The organism is Levilactobacillus lindianensis (assembly GCF_003946095.1).
GTDB lineage: Bacteria > Bacillota > Bacilli > Lactobacillales > Lactobacillaceae > Levilactobacillus > Levilactobacillus lindianensis.
Map to the genome: position 1 here is coordinate 39,026 of NZ_RHOD01000005.1, position 15,058 is coordinate 54,083.

The window sequence follows — 15,058 nt, forward strand, 5'->3', positions numbered from 1 at the left end:
TAGAATAACACGCTCCTTGTCCTGATAAAAGTCTACTCCAATTTTCGGGCATTATATGGGGGAACGTGCTAAAATTCGAATTAACCGTGCGTTTGGTAAGGCGAGTAACTTAAGGTTGCGTTATCGTTTATCACGTAGACTATGTTATTAATGCCAAAGCCTGCCTGCGGTCACCGGACGCCACCCTGTGGGGGGGTACGCGGTGCACGATCAGAAGCTTCGTCCTGTGGGGCACGTCCGAAGCCAAAGGGCGGTCTTCGAACTCGTCTTTAAGCCCCAAAGTCGTGGTCTTAAAGACGTCCCGTGCTGTAAGGTCGAAGAATCACCGACCTAACACCACCGACACGGGACTGCACTTCTGACCGTGCACCGCTACCCGCACAATGTGTTTTTGAGGAAGTTATTTGAAATCGAATTTAGTTGGAGGTAGTCAGACTGAGTCTTGTCGCGACTTAACACACGGTCAACTTTGAAATTCGCCGATTGTGCGAAGTCTAAGGCTGGCCGGAAGCCCCAGGACGGCGTCTGATTGCCCCCAGTGAACAATCTAAAACAAAAAAGACAAATTCAAAGGAGGAATGCCCGTTGAGTACGACTGCCAAAGTATTGGTCGTGGAGGACGAACGTGAGTTATCCGCGGACATTGTGGAATTAATTAGACCGATTTGTGAGACGACCACCGCATTTGATGGCGAACAAGGTGAATTTTTAGCTAGTCAGGGCGTGTTTGACGCCATTATTTTGGATCTGATGTTGCCTGGCGAAAGTGGGCTGGACCTCCTGCTACACATCCGCAACAAGGGGATCAAGACGCCGGTACTCATCTTAACGGCCAAGGATACGATTGCCGACAAGTTGCGGGGCTTCAATGATGGGGCCGACGATTACGTGACCAAACCCTTTCACCGTGAAGAACTGTTAGCCCGCATGAAGGCACTATTGAAGCGTACGGGGCATTTGAATAGCAGTGATGTTATTACGTTAGGACAACTGGAGATTAACACCAGCAAGCATTTAGCGACCTTTGACGGCCAACCGTTGACGTTGAAGGGTCGTGAATTTGATTTACTGGCCTATCTCGTGGCCAATCCGGGAACAATTATCACCAAGGAACAGATTTTCAATCGGCTCTGGGGCTTTGATTCTGAGACCTCACTTTCTGTGGTTGAGGTCTATATGAGTAATCTGCGAAAGGAACTCAAGCACGCCGGCAGTGATCTTTCGCTGCGGACGATTCGCAATGCCGGTTACATTGTGGAGGCCCCTGATGAGCAATAAGGTTAACCGTGCACAACAGTGGCGGTTATTTATCAGCAATTTTATCGGGTTTACAGTAATCTTTGTTTTGTTAGGGGTCATCGTCTTCGTTCTGTTTAAGCGTGCCATGCTGACCAGTACCGATCAGGCCCTTAGAGTTGAGCGAACGTCGCGCTTGTCGGGAGCACCGGTGAGAAGACGACCGCAGCATCAGCCGGACATGACTCCCGGACAGATGCAGAAGGCCGCGATTCATCCGTTTATGACGACGACGCTGATTTACAGCGACCACGGGAAAATCATCAACCAGGCTCAATTGGGGTCACGGTATGACATGTTGAAGCGCATCACGCTCAAGCGTAGCCAAGTCGGAGAATTGCATACGGTTCGAGTGAATGGCAAGTATAGTTTCCGGACGTTACTGGTGAAGGTTCCGAAATCCAATTCCGACGCGACTGTAGCGGGCAAGTATCTTCTCATTATGGAAAATATTGATCCGCAAAAGGCCGCCATGGCCAATTTCACGCGAGTTCTGTTGATCACGATGGGGGTCTTCTGGCTGCTGTCAATTCTGATGAGTATCTGGATGTCTCGCCTGACGATGCGGCCAATCCTGCGATCCTGGGGTCGGCAAACGGAATTCGTAGGAAACGCGGCGCATGAATTGCGAACGCCGTTAACCATCATCCAAAATAAATTGGAATTTCTACTCACACGACCTAACGATAAAATTATCGACCAGGCGGAAAGTATCGCCGTGGCCAACAGCGAGAGTCAGCGCCTGCAGAAGTTGACGCAAGATCTGTTGGCCTTAGCACGGTCCGATTCTAATACCGTGCAAACGAACTTTGAGCTCACAGATATGGCCAAATTCATGCGACAAACGGTGGAACCCTATGTCGAGATTGCCGCCAGTCAGGGGAAGACGTTGGTCTTGAATCCAGTCACGCCATTTCAGGCCACGTTAGATCAGGCCCTAGTGCATCAATTGTTGAATATTCTAATCGACAATGCTTTAAAGTACTCCCCACAGGGACGATCAATCACGTTGTCTGCGAAGTTAACGGGCCGTAAGTGGCAGTTAGTCGTGGCTGACCAAGGCATTGGGGTCAAGCGGGCGGACCGGCAACGGATCTTCGATAGGTTCTATCGTGTCGACAGTTCTCGTAGCCGACAGACCGGTGGTAATGGGCTGGGCTTGTCGATTGCGCATTGGATTGTTAACCTACATCATGGCAACATTGTGGTCAAAGGTAACCAACCGCAAGGTAGTCAGTTTGTCGCCACCCTCCCGGTCAACCCGGTAGGATTAGCGGGCCATCATGACAAAACAACTGCCAAATAAAATTTAGGAACCGCATCTGCCTTATTTGAGGTGGCTGCGGTTTTTGCGCTGTTGGGCCACGGGGAAAGTTTTAATCCCAACGGTTGTATGGTAAGATCTGAGTCATTAGAACGAATTGGCAAGTGCAGTATAAGGAGCTTTCGAAGATGTTAACTATCCGTGATATTGCCGCTAAGGCGGGCGTGTCGGTCTCCACGGCCTCCCGGGCATTAAATAATAATCCACGTATCAGCGTGGCGACCCGTAAACGGATCCAGGCGTTGGCAGCGGCTGAAGGCTATCGGCCCAACTACAATGCCAAAAATCTCACGGCGGGTGAGGCCAATACGGTAGGCGTTGTCTTTCCAACAGCCGACCACACTTTTTCTGAGAACCCGTTTTACATCGATCTGCTGCGTGGTATCAATACCGAACTGATGGAACGGCAATATGTGCTGTCCGTGGCCATCAGTAAGACGGAAGACGAGCTGCTGGCCAACGTTAAGTCCATGGTGACGCAGGGAAAGATTAAACGATTCATCCTGCTCTATGCCCATCGCACCGATCCGATCGCAGACTTTTTACGGCAAAACAAGTTGCGGTTTGTCACCATTGGCCAGCCAGTCGATGAACCCACCGACCTGTTTGTTGATAACGACAATTTGAAGGCCGGGATTGGTGGCGCCTCCTATCTCTTAGACCAGTTAGCCGTCACCCATCCCGTTTTTGTCGAATCCGCCCACGACTGGGCTTACGAGCAGCAGCGGCGTGAGGGTTACGAACGGATGGCCGCCCAATTTAACGTGGAACCCCTCACGTGTAAGCTGGGCGACCTGGAGCAAGCCCGATCATTCATCAGTCGTCATCCCGAAATCAATGGGATCATGGCGACGGATGACTTTAATGCCATCGAATTTTATCGTCTGATTCGAGAAAGCAGTGGGGCGAGTCATTTTCCAATTGTAAGTTTTAATCGCTCTTTACCGATAGGCTTGACCGATGCTAATCTGCATTCTGTTGATCTCTATCCAGAAAAAATGGGGGCCGCCACGGTGACCTTACTTTTCAGTGATCGTCAACCGCTAGAGTCGGCAACACCCCGTCAGATTACGATTCCATATGAAATTAAATAAGCGCTAGATGATAGGCTGGGACGGATGTCTTGGCCTTTTTTAGCGACAGAAATTGAAACAGCTTGTTAAGTGAAAGAGCGCCGCAGATGGTGACTTAAACGGGAAATAAAAAAAAGAAACCGAGCCAAAAATTAAATTTGCGCAAACGGTTGCATTAACTTGTAAGCGGTGCCATAATGATGTCAGCACTTATTTTTTCAATTGTGATTAGTTTTCAAATGTAAAGAAAAATCCTACAGGAGGGTTCAGGTTATGGCAGATGAATCGTTGACAGCGGCTACGGCCCAGGCAAACAATGGCTTGCCGACATTACCAGCAAGTACTATTTGGATGATTAATGTGGGGTATCTCGGGGTGCAAACCGCGTTTACCCTGCAAAGCTCACAGATGAGTCGGATTTTTCAAACGATTGGGGCAGACCCCAACAGCCTCGGATGGTTCTTCATTTTGCCACCACTGGCTGGGCTGATCGTCCAACCGATTGTGGGGTACTATTCCGACAGAACCTGGTTACCTAAATTAGGTGGTCGGCGGTTACCCTATCTGTTACTCGGAACCATTGTGGCACTCATCGTCATGTGTCTGTTACCGAACTCTGGGAGCCTGGGTTTCGGGTACGCTTCGATGGCCGCGCTACTCTTTGGGGCGATCACGGTGGCCTTTCTCGATCTTTCATCCAACGTGGCGATGCAGCCCTTCAAGATGATGGTGGGAGACATGGTCAACGATGACCAGAAGAGTTATGCCTATGGGATTCAGAGCTTCTTATCCAACACTGGGGCTGTGGTGGCGGCTATTCTGCCCTTTCTCTTTGCGATGATGGGGATTGCCAACACCGCGGCTAAAGGGGTTGTGCCCGCTACGGTTAAGGTGGCCTTCTACGTAGGGGCGGTACTCCTGGTAATTACCAGTCTCTTTACAATTTTTCGGGTCAAAGAATACGACCCAGATACCTACGCTAAGTATCATGGGATTACCAAGGAAGACAACACGACCGGGGGTAACTGGTGGTCGTTGCTCAAGTCGGCGCCGCGGGTCTTTTGGACCGTCACTTTGGTTCAATTCTTCTGCTGGATTGCCTTCCAATACCTGTGGACCTACTCAGTTGGGGCCATTTCCGACAACGTTTGGCACACGACCAATGCCGCATCGGCGGGCTATCAAGCCGCTGGGAATTGGTACGGCGTGTTGGCGGCGGTGCAATCCATTGCGGCGGTTGTTTGGTCCTACGTGTTAGCTAAGTTGCCAAACGATCATCACAAACTCGGATATGCTGGAAGCCTGGGCCTTGGCACTTTAGGATTTCTCTCGGTCTTCTTCATTCACAACCAATATGTCTTGATCATTTCCTTTGTCTTGGTTGGGATTGCTTGGGCCGCGATGAACACCTACCCACTGACGATGGTGACAAATGCCTTGTCTGGGGCCCACATGGGGACTTATCTAGGCCTGTTCAATGGGTCGATCTGTTTGCCACAAATCGTGGCTTCACTGGCCAGCTTCGCCCTATTCCCACTCTTAGGGAAGGTACAGGTCAACATGTTCATCTTGGCCGGGATTATCTTAGCCGCGGGAGCCTTCGCCGTCGGGGCGATTAAGGAAACCTACAAGGCTTAGCGGACCAGGAAACTCGATATGAAATGAATTTTAAACTTAAAATGACTTAGTAAAAGGAGCGTTCGACAATGAAACGAATTTTTGAAGTCCAACCATGGCATGTCATTACCCATACCTTTGACCCGCAAGATCAGCGACTACAAGAATCCATGACGAGCTTAGGAAATGGCTATATGGGAATGCGAGGCAACTTTGAGGAAGGTTACAGTGGCGACACGCTTCAAGGAATCTACCTCGGTGGGGTTTGGTATCCTGATAAAACTCGCGTTGGGTGGTGGAAGAACGGTTACCCCAAGTATTTTGGAAAAGTGGTCAATGCAGTCAACTTCATGAAGCTACCCGTCGAGATTAGTGGTCAGGCCGTGGATTTAGCCCAAGATAGCATCAGTAACTTTATGTTGGATTTGGATATGCAGCACGGAACATTGACCCGGTCATTTGTTGTGGAACGTGGGGCAATCCGGGTTAGCTTGACCTTCGAACGGTTTCTGAGTGTCAGTCAACGCGAACTGGCCGTGCAACGTGTGACGGCTAAGAACCTGGGAACTGAACCGGTGACGCTGACTCTCAAGCCTGGGATCGACGGCAACGTCAAGAATGAGGAAGCCAACTATGATGAGCGCTTCTGGGATATTCTCGCCACCGACCAGCAGGCCGATCGTGGAAGCGTTGTGGCTCAAACGACACCCAATCCATTCGGCACGCCTCAGTTTACTTCGGGGATGGAAATGCGTGTTGTGACGGCCTTAAAGCCGGTCACGACTACGCAACCAAGCGAACAAGAAGTTGCCGCGGCTTATACGGGTGAACTTGCGCCTAACGCAACGGCCCAATTGGAGAAGCGGGTTATCGTGGTAACCTCGCGAGACTACGCCGATGTGGCCGCATTGACCACGGCGATGCACCGACTGAGTGATCACGTGGCTTTGGAGAGTTATGATGAGTTGCTAGCGATGCACGAGACCGTTTGGGCCGATCGCTGGACCAAGTCTGACGTTCAGATTCAGGGGGATGATGAGTCGCAACAGGGGATTCGGTTCAACCTCTTCCAACTGTTCTCAACCTACTACGGTGAAGATTCTCGCTTGAATATTGGTCCCAAAGGGTTCACCGGGGAGAAGTATGGTGGCGCCACTTACTGGGACACCGAAGCCTTCGCCGTTCCCGTTTATCTAGGAATTACGAATCCAGAAGTGACTCGTAATCTCTTAATGTATCGGTATAAACAACTCGATGGGGCCTACATCAACGCCCAGCAACAGGGACTCAAGGGGGCCTTGTTCCCGATGGTGACGTTCGACGGGATCGAATGCCACAATGAGTGGGAAATTACCTTTGAAGAAATTCATCGTAATGGTGATATTGCCTTCGCCATTTACAATTACACGCGCTACACCGGCGATACCTCTTACGTTCTGCATGAGGGTGCCAAGGTACTGACCGAAATTTCACGGTTCTGGGCCGACCGGGTTCACTTCAGTCAACGCAAGGGCCAGTATATGATTCATGGGGTTACCGGTGCTGATGAGTATGAAAATAACGTCGACAACAACTGGGACACCAATATGTTGGCTCAGTGGACTCTGCGTTATACTCTGGAAATCTTAGGCCAAGTCGACGCGCAGACTGCTAAAAAACTCGGGGTGACACCAGCTGAGAAGACACAGTGGCAAGATATTATCGATCGGATGTATTTGCCGTACGACAAGGACCTCAATATTTTCGTGCAACACGATGGGTTCCTCGACAAGGATCTGCAACCGGTTAGTGCCATTCCAGCTGACCAACGGCCAATCAATCAACACTGGTCCTGGGATAAGATCTTGCGGTCCCCTTATATCAAGCAAGGAGACGTGCTCCAAGGGATCTGGGACTTTATTGACGACTATACCCCAGAACAGAAGAAGGCCAACTTTGACTTCTACGAACCTCTCACGGTACATGAGTCCAGTCTGTCACCCGCGATTCACGCGGTGCTTGCGGCGGATCTACACTATGAGGATAAGGCCGTCGAACTTTACGAGCGGACGGCCCGGTTGGACCTGGACAACTACAACAATGACACCAAGGATGGTCTTCATATCACGGCCATGACCGGTGGCTGGATCGCGGTTGTTCAAGGTTTTGCGGGCATGCGGGTCCGGGATGGACAGCTACACTTTGCACCATTCCTGCCTAAGAAATGGTCACGCTACTCATTCCGGCAGGTCTTCAGAGATCGGCTAATTGAAGTGAGCGTCGATGGGAGTGGGCCACACTTCAAGTTGATTAGTGGGGAACCTTTGACTATCGACGTTGCTGGGAAATCGGTGACTGTTAAATAAATTTGGATTGGCTGCCTCCGCGGCTGGCGCCTTGACCTCCTCAGGCTAGAATTATGAATTGCAATTACGGTGATCTTAGCAGTCTCAATCTCCCCAAGTAGTTAAAATCATGATTCTAGCTACTGTTTGCAATTTGTCGACAATTCAAACTATTGTTACAGACTAACCAAACTTGATTCAAAAATTTCAAACCAAAACAAATGGCATCATAGAAGCATCCATTCGGATAATTTCTATGACGCCATTTTTATTTGCCAAGTCCCAGTATCTCAAAATTAACGAGGCTCCGCTACTCTCTAATTTATTGTATCAACCACTATTAATGACTACTGATTGCAACGCTGGCAATCCCAGTTCTCTAGCTACAGTTACGTTACCTTAACTCCACAACCTTAGCTGCAGGCGGCCAATTCATCACAACCGCTAAGTCTAAAGGTCGCTAGGCATCTGCTGTTGCTGAGCCGTCTTCTGCCGAGCTAATGGCGTCTTGTCTTGCCAGTACGTCAACCATTCACCGCTAATGGTGAGGCTTTCCAACTCGAGTTGGCCCTTGACCAGTAGCGTGTCTTCTAAGTGTTGTTTAAAAGTGGTAATCAGGCTACCGAAGATGTTTAAGTTGGCAGACAAATCGCCACCTTGTTGGTGACTCAATTGGTCTCTGAATTCTTGGCGAATGTCGTCTTCTAGAGTTCGTAATTGCCGTTCTTTTTGCCGAGCCAAACGTGGTTGGTTACTGGTATCAAAGGTGATAGCTGGGCTCACACCCACGAACTGTGCGTGGATCTTAGGGGTGTCGATACCATAAGGGGCATCATCACCGCCACCAAAAATATCAAATTCTCGAATTACCGATAAAACTTCTGTCATGCTAAACGCTCCTTCATGATTTGGGGATGGCCGATTGGCACGACCCCAGTAAATCAAACTATCTCAAGTTTAGGTCACGAAAAAACCCACGTCAAACGAAGCCGCGGGCAGGGTTGACGTGGGTGCAGGTTTTAAGTTTTAGTGGAGACTACCAGCTAGCTTTCTTCACACCGGGAATCTGACCAGCGTGGGCCAACTGACGGAAGTTCAACCGAGACATCCCGAACTTACGCATGTAGGCATGGGGACGGCCATCCAGGTGGTCACAGTGGTGCATCCGAGTAGGGGAAGCATCACGTGGCAATAAGGCCAGTGCGGCGTAGTCACCGGCGGCCTTGAGTTCTGCGCGGCGGTCCGCGTACTTAGCAACAGTCGCTGCGATCCGCTTTGCCTTAGCAATCTTAGACTTTTTAGCCATAAATAAAGGGTCCTCCTTTCTTAAATGATAATAATTACGTTTTATCAATTTAGCATAGGAGGAGGGTCCCCGTCAATAATGGCGACTCAACTAGTAGCCCAGGTCGTAGGTGATCTGATAAGTCCGGGTCTCACCAGCTGGCAGACTGACGTCACAGAACTCAGGGTGATTGGGTGAATCTGGCAGGCTCTGAGGCTCTAAGGCCAATCCCATGTAAGGCTGACCGGGGCCCGTGGCGAGCTTCATCTGCGAGTTAAATGAGTTAGCCGTGAAGACCACCAGGCCATTTCGAGCGGATTTGATTGTGACGCTACGTTTGGACAAGGGGTCACTGAGTTCCGCAATGGTTTGGTCGGCGGCTGGGACGACGTGGTAAACATCATCGATGCCTTGTTCTGGAATTGTTTGGAGGCCGCGGATGGCGCTTCCCAGGTATTGGCCGTTTGCGAAGTCGTATGGTGTACCAGCCGTCGAGAGATACCGACCAGTGGGGAGCTTCTCATCGTCCAACTCCAAGCGCTCCTGACTATTGATCTGCAAGGCTTGACCTGCGATCAATTGGTCGTCACCTAGGTTGAAATAGATGTGCTGGGTAGGATTGAACAGGGTGTCCGCCGTACTGGTGGCAGTGTAGGTCAGGGTCACGCTGTCTTCATTCGTCAGGGTGTAGGTGATGTGCACCGTGAGATCACCAGGGAAAGAGTCTTCGGAACTCTTGAAGGTATGTGTGAAAATGATCCTCGGCGCCTGGGGGTCACTGGTGTCCAGTTGACCATCCCAGTTGACCGTGTTGAAACCGTGTGGGCCACCGTGAAGGGTGTTATGGCCTTCGTTAGTGTCGACCTGATAGGTGTGTCCGTTGAGCGGAAACTTTCCGTTAGAAATTCTCCCACCAGTCCGGCCAATACTCATTCCCACGTAAAACGGATTATCAAGGTAATCGGTCATCCTGTGGTAAGATAACACCAAGTTCTTCTCGCCGTTAGCAGTGGGTACGGACAACGTCTGAAGCGTCGCCCCCCAACTGAGAACGGCTAATTTTACGCCATGATCGTTCATAATGGCATAGCGGGTCACGACCTGATTTTGATAAGTATCCCAATTTTTCGTTGCGGTCTGCATGAGCAAGTCCCCGTTTCTGAATTTTTGAATTAAGCGGTTTCATTTCTCTCTATTTTATGGGTTTGACTAGTTGATTGTCAAACGATGTTCACGCAGACCCTGTGATTTGACGGGGATGCGGCCAGGGGGGATGGTGAACCTGGACGAGGGGTACCAGCAGAAATGACGACCAACAAAAATAATTAAGCACACCAATTTTAACTTGTACGCAATCAAAAGAACTGGCATAATGGATTAGTTTAAGGGGGGAGTAATCATGAACCTTAAATGGCAATGGCTTCCGATTATCTTAGGGGGTAGTTGGTTAGGGTATCACTGGCTGGGACAACGAACGGTACCCCCTGAGCCCTTGAGTTGCCATCGTCAAGAAGTCACCTACAGTCGGACACCGACCCTCCTGATTCCGGGTTGGGCGGGCAATGCCTGGACCTTCAATGGCTTCTTGCGCTGGCTACCACGGGCGGGTTATGCCCAGAAGGTCTTGACGGTTCGGGTGAGTTGGACTGGCAAGTTACGCTTCAGTGGTCAATGGGACGGTGCCGGTGAGAATCCGGTGATTCAAGTCCTCTTCGACCATAGTGTCACTCGGGGCTATCAACAGCAGGTCCAGTGGCTGACGGCGATTCTACGCGCTCTGAAGCAACGCTATGGGGTCGCGACTTACAACGTCGTCGCTCACTCTTGGGGTGGTAGTGCCGCCGTGCATGCTCTGGTTCGCTATGGTCACCATGCCGGCCTACCCGCACTCCACCGATTAGTCCTGCTGGGAGCGCCAGTAGATGAAGGCAGTCTCTCGGCCCCTGACGAGTCCTACCGACGCCTGAGAGCGGCGAAACATCATTTGATGGCTCTCATCCCCAGGCACGAATCATTAACGTCTACGGGACGCTCTCAGGGCATCTGACGGATGGCTCGGTTCCAGTCAGTCAGATTACCCCGTTGCGAGGTGTTGTAAGTGGCAGTCCGGTGGGATACGTGGAAGTTCACGTTCCGGCCACCAGTCATCGTCAGTTGCACGCCACCAAGCGAATGTGGCGGCTAATTGCGACGCATCTCTGGGTTAACGCCTAACTGAAACTAGTGGGTAAAATAAAAAGGGCCGGGATGAATGTCCCAGGCCCTGAATAATTTAGCTAGTTTTAAACTTCGTCTGCTAGAATGGCATCGATGACATCGAGCACCCCATCGTGATCGTTATCTGTCTTGGTGATGAGGTCAGCGGCTTGCTTCACGGTGTCGGTTCCGTTGCACATCGCGACGCCGAGACCCACGTGGGCAAGCATTTCTTGGTCATTATCGTTATCACCGAAGGCCGCAATCTCAGCCGGCTTGATACCCCATGAATCCGCCAACTGGTGGAGGCCAATGGCCTTATTCATGTGGGGCGGGATGATATCGATACTCCCAAATCCACTGGCTGTGGCGTGAATTTCCGTCGGGAAGCGGTCGTTGATCTTGGCTGCTAAGGCTTGGATCGACTCGTTAGGCCACTCGCCATTGACCTTGTAGAAGGTATCGTCGACTTGTGTCAGGTCATCGACCAGGACAATATTGTTGAAGAAGTAGGCTTGTGAGGCTGGATCATTAGTCTGATCGGCGCGGTTAATGTAGGTTCCATGGGCCCCAGATAATCGGAGCACCTGCGGCCGTAACGTGTCGTCAGCGAGAATGGTTCGGACGATCTCGTGGACCACGGGTGTGGGAATTGCATCCTCAAAAAGGATGCGATCACCACTCGTGATGAGCCCCCCATTCTCAGCAACGAACGTCTTAATTGCCGGAGTGGGCGCGAAAACATCGTGAAGGTGGCCGAGGCTATTGCCACTTGCAATGACAAAGTGAATGCCTGCGGCGTGAAGCCGATCGAGTTGTTCATGGAAGCGAGACTGATTATAGCGTCGCTGTGAGTTGAGAAAGGTCCCATCAACGTCTGTTGCAATAAGTTTAATTCGAGTCATACCGGTCTCCTTATTCGTTTAGATTTTGTTAACATTAATCATACGGGCTTCTGTTTGGGATTTCAATGTTCTAAGCTGGAAGAAATATGACAAAAAGGTTGCGAATCACTAGTTTTTTCATTCGTAATGCTATAAAATATTAATGAATCGGTAACATAAAGACTGAAAATAAGGGCTATAATAAATGGTTAGCGGGTAAGAATAGTAACCGCTACCGCCGGCTTACCGCTAGCTCAACTGGAAAGGAAGAAAGCAGAAATGACGCAAACGAACGATTTAAACCAATCCTTGGAATGGTTCTCCCAGCTCCAAAAGATCATGCGGCCAGTAACCACGATTAAAACGGAGGACATTACGATTTCTCTGGAACAATTTAATCTGTTACATGCCATCACCACCCAACGGGAGGAATTCACGCCAACCAAGTTTGCCGGTCAGATCGGGGTTTCTAAATCCATGATCTCCGGTCAAATCTCCCGGTTGTTGCGGGCTGGTTTAATTGAAAGTATCGCCTCCACGGTTGACCGTCGTCAACACAACCTGAAGCTAACCCCAGACGGTGTTAAAGTTTACACGTCCGTTCGTGGCAAGGTTGTCGACCGTTTAAACAATTTGCACGACGATATCGCCAAATTAATGTAACAAACTTAAATTAATTTACAATTGAAAAGTAAAACCCCTTCACTGTAAGTTTCTTATATTCGTGTAACAATTTAGTTAAGATGATCCATTTCAGATGACGTCTTAGTTATAATTGGTCGCGAGTAGGATACTTAAAATGGAGGGGTTTTTGTGAATTTGAGGGGAAGACTCAGTTTACTTATGGCAGTCGTTGTGGGGACAACGCTGTTGGGTTTGGGTTGCCTGCCCGGAACATCATCGCATCAGTCCGTTGTGGCCCATGCGGCAACGACGGTTAATGCCAAGAACCAGGGGATGGTTGGCGATGGTGGGACGGCAAATAATGAGGCGATGCAGGCCATGTTGGATAAGTGGGATCACGATGCGTTAACGGTCCGGGTGCCGAAGGGAACCTATGTATTTGATTCCGGGAAAATTTTGCTGCATTCAAACATAACGTTTAAGTTTGATAAGGGTGCCGTTTTCCGAATAACCGATGGCCATCGGTTATTCTTCGTCTACCCTAGCCCGAAAGCGGGATATGACGGGGGTCTGAGGAATGTGACTTGGCAACGGGCCACCTTCCAAGGGGACCACGTTAAGGGACAAAGTGTCTTTGTTCAGAGTGTGCACCACGCCCAGAACGTTAATTTTCACGACTGTGTTTTCGATAATGCCGAGTCACCAACCGGTCACTATCTCGATCTCGATGGGAGTCATCATATCAATGTGACGGGGTCCGTCTTCACTGGATTCGATGGGTCACGGGACTATAAGGAAGCTATTCAGGTGGATTATTCCAATCTGCGCGCCATGTCCTACCAGAATCCGGGTGACCAGTACGATAACCTGCCGACTTATGGGGTAACGGTGACCGATAGTCAGTTCTTGCCAGTCCAGAAGGCCAGTGGGTCTGTGAAGGTCTATGCGCCAAATCCGATCGGTGAGCATGCCGTTTATAATCAGGGCGTTGACGGGATTATCCACGATGTTCGTTTCAGTAACAACACCGTGGTCGATCCCAAACCTCTGACCAGTGCTGCTGGGAGTGGCATGGCTACGATTCACTTCAAGGGAATTTCCAATCTGTGGATTACCGGGAATCGTTTCATCAATCGACATGCCTTAGGGTCGGGCGATTACATTTATCTGCGAAACACGTTACCCGATTATCAAATGACGAATATCAACATTAAGAACAATACCTTTACTGACGTTAATCCAATGCATAGTTACGTGAACTTGGACAGTCGCCATGTCACGAACCCGATGACGCAGGTCACAATTACCGGGAATAAGGCTACAACGCAAAATGACCAGGCCCAGTTTCTCATGAGTAACTTTGCGCTGACTGGTGACACGGTGGCCAAGAATACCATCAAGAAGGCTAAGAAATCGGGGACGGTTGTTAAGCCGCAACACACGATTAAGCCAACGGCAGTCGTTCACGATGCTGGTCAGAAGCTCAAGAAACGTAAGTAGACCAACAAGCATGAAACTTATTTCAAAGGGATCGCTTCGCAACATGCCCAGTTGAGTAAAAACTATAAGAGCTACACACTTTACAACGTGATCAAGGGCCACAAAAACTGGAACGTCTTGAAGTTCAAGTGGAAGTCGATCAAGACTAAGCGGGTTTATATCGACATGCGAGCGGAAGCTGATACTGGGAAGTGGTATCGCATCCGTTTCAGTAAGAAAGCTAATACGAAGACCTATTGGATTCGTAAGGGGGCGCTAACCTTCGATACCTTTACCAAGGAAACCTTCGATCATGACGCGATGCTTGCCAAAGTCTACCCAGTCTACACGCGGCCGTTCAATGACCCACTGTTGGCACAACAACGGGGAACCACAGCCGATATCGCCCAGCGAGTCGTGCACATCACCGAACGGGTTCAGCGGAAGACTTCAAGTGGTTCGGTCACGACCTTCTATAGAATGAGTAATGGCCTGTGGACCAGAGCTGCTGCTTTTGAATTACAATAACAGACAAATTGAGAAGCGTGGTGAAAACGAAATTGAGTTTCACCACGCTTTTTGATTATGATCAAGTTCTCTTTCAGTAGGAACATGGTATTCTGATAGGCAAGGGAAACCATGCGATTAGATTAAGTTGGTTTTATTCCCAATTGCCAACACGTGGTTTCTGAATAGGCAATAATGGTTAGCTTGCTGTGCTAGTCGTGGCGAAATTCCCGGCAGCCACAGGACCAACCTTTCAACGATAGCTAAGAAAATGAAAGCCGTACCAATGGTTTAATACCGGGAATAGTGGATCTTCGTAAAAAATTCATTTTTCGGGCGCAAAAAGGGTGGATTATCTTGCTAAGGTTAACCTAAGCCCGAGATAGTAGGGTTGTTGCCCCGCCTAGGTTAGCCGAGGATCTTGAGAAATTGTTAAAAGGTAGCCGACT

The 15,058-nt window shown here is 49.7% G+C and carries 14 protein-coding genes; 10 read left to right on the top strand and 4 right to left on the bottom strand.

The genetic code is table 11. The annotated features are described in order from the left end of the window. Positions 1-585: 585 nt before the first annotated feature. The 5 genes from EKM70_RS02930 (at position 586) to EKM70_RS02950 (ending at position 7,655) form a co-directional block, all read left to right on the top strand. On the top strand, positions 586-1,278 hold the full coding sequence (locus EKM70_RS02930; protein ID WP_125545092.1) for a response regulator transcription factor: 693 nt from the start codon (positions 586-588) through the stop codon (positions 1,276-1,278). After that, positions 1,268-2,602: a sensor histidine kinase gene (locus tag EKM70_RS02935; RefSeq protein ID WP_125545094.1), complete on the top strand. Its 1,335-nt coding sequence runs from the start codon at positions 1,268-1,270 to the stop codon at positions 2,600-2,602. The genes EKM70_RS02930 and EKM70_RS02935 overlap by 11 nt, the downstream gene beginning before the upstream one ends. A gap of 146 nt (positions 2,603-2,748) precedes the next feature. Continuing rightward, positions 2,749-3,714: a LacI family DNA-binding transcriptional regulator gene (locus EKM70_RS02940; protein ID WP_125545096.1), complete on the top strand. Its 966-nt coding sequence runs from the start codon at positions 2,749-2,751 to the stop codon at positions 3,712-3,714. A gap of 252 nt (positions 3,715-3,966) precedes the next feature. Further along, positions 3,967-5,331: an SLC45 family MFS transporter gene (locus EKM70_RS02945; protein ID WP_125545098.1), complete on the top strand. Its 1,365-nt coding sequence runs from the start codon at positions 3,967-3,969 to the stop codon at positions 5,329-5,331. Between the two features lie 68 nt (positions 5,332-5,399). Continuing rightward, entirely contained in the window at positions 5,400-7,655 is a 2,256-nt protein-coding gene (locus EKM70_RS02950) for a glycoside hydrolase family 65 protein (protein WP_125545100.1), read from the top strand. Positions 7,656-8,084: 429 nt separating this feature from the next. Here EKM70_RS02950 and EKM70_RS02955 read toward each other — a convergent pair whose 3' ends face one another. From EKM70_RS02955 to EKM70_RS02965, 3 genes are all read right to left on the bottom strand, one after another. Further along, a complete protein-coding gene (locus EKM70_RS02955) occupies positions 8,085-8,522 on the bottom strand; it encodes a hypothetical protein (RefSeq protein WP_125545102.1) in 438 nt (145 codons plus the stop codon). Positions 8,523-8,670: 148 nt separating this feature from the next. Further along, a complete protein-coding gene (gene rpsN, locus EKM70_RS02960) occupies positions 8,671-8,940 on the bottom strand; it encodes a 30S ribosomal protein S14 (protein WP_125545104.1) in 270 nt (89 codons plus the stop codon). Positions 8,941-9,030: 90 nt separating this feature from the next. Beyond that, complete coding sequence (locus EKM70_RS02965; RefSeq protein WP_125545106.1) at positions 9,031-10,062, bottom strand: aldose epimerase family protein; 1,032 nt, start codon at positions 10,060-10,062, stop codon at positions 9,031-9,033. 256 nt (positions 10,063-10,318) lie between these two features. Between EKM70_RS02965 and EKM70_RS02970 the strand changes: the two genes are divergently transcribed. Then, complete coding sequence (locus EKM70_RS02970) at positions 10,319-10,966, top strand: alpha/beta hydrolase (RefSeq protein ID WP_263853589.1); 648 nt, start codon at positions 10,319-10,321, stop codon at positions 10,964-10,966. Next, entirely contained in the window at positions 10,963-11,133 is a 171-nt protein-coding gene (locus EKM70_RS11570) for a hypothetical protein (protein WP_263853590.1), read from the top strand. Before EKM70_RS02970 ends, EKM70_RS11570 begins: the two co-directional genes overlap by 4 nt. A 68-nt stretch (positions 11,134-11,201) precedes the next feature. On the opposite strand, the gene EKM70_RS02975 is transcribed toward EKM70_RS11570, so the two are convergent. Then, positions 11,202-12,020: a Cof-type HAD-IIB family hydrolase gene (locus EKM70_RS02975; RefSeq protein ID WP_125545108.1), complete on the bottom strand. Its 819-nt coding sequence runs from the start codon at positions 12,018-12,020 to the stop codon at positions 11,202-11,204. A gap of 258 nt (positions 12,021-12,278) precedes the next feature. Between EKM70_RS02975 and EKM70_RS02980 the strand changes: the two genes are divergently transcribed. The 3 genes from EKM70_RS02980 (at position 12,279) to EKM70_RS11480 (ending at position 14,630) form a co-directional block, all read left to right on the top strand. Next, entirely contained in the window at positions 12,279-12,662 is a 384-nt protein-coding gene (locus EKM70_RS02980) for a MarR family winged helix-turn-helix transcriptional regulator (RefSeq protein ID WP_125545110.1), read from the top strand. 180 nt (positions 12,663-12,842) lie between these two features. Next, positions 12,843-14,123 (top strand): glycoside hydrolase family protein, encoded by a 1,281-nt coding sequence (locus EKM70_RS02985; RefSeq protein ID WP_225416363.1) that lies wholly within the window; start codon positions 12,843-12,845, stop codon positions 14,121-14,123. 51 nt (positions 14,124-14,174) lie between these two features. Further along, positions 14,175-14,630, top strand: a complete 456-nt coding sequence (locus tag EKM70_RS11480) for a GW dipeptide domain-containing protein (protein ID WP_225416364.1) — start codon at positions 14,175-14,177, stop codon at positions 14,628-14,630. Positions 14,631-15,058 lie beyond the last annotated feature (428 nt).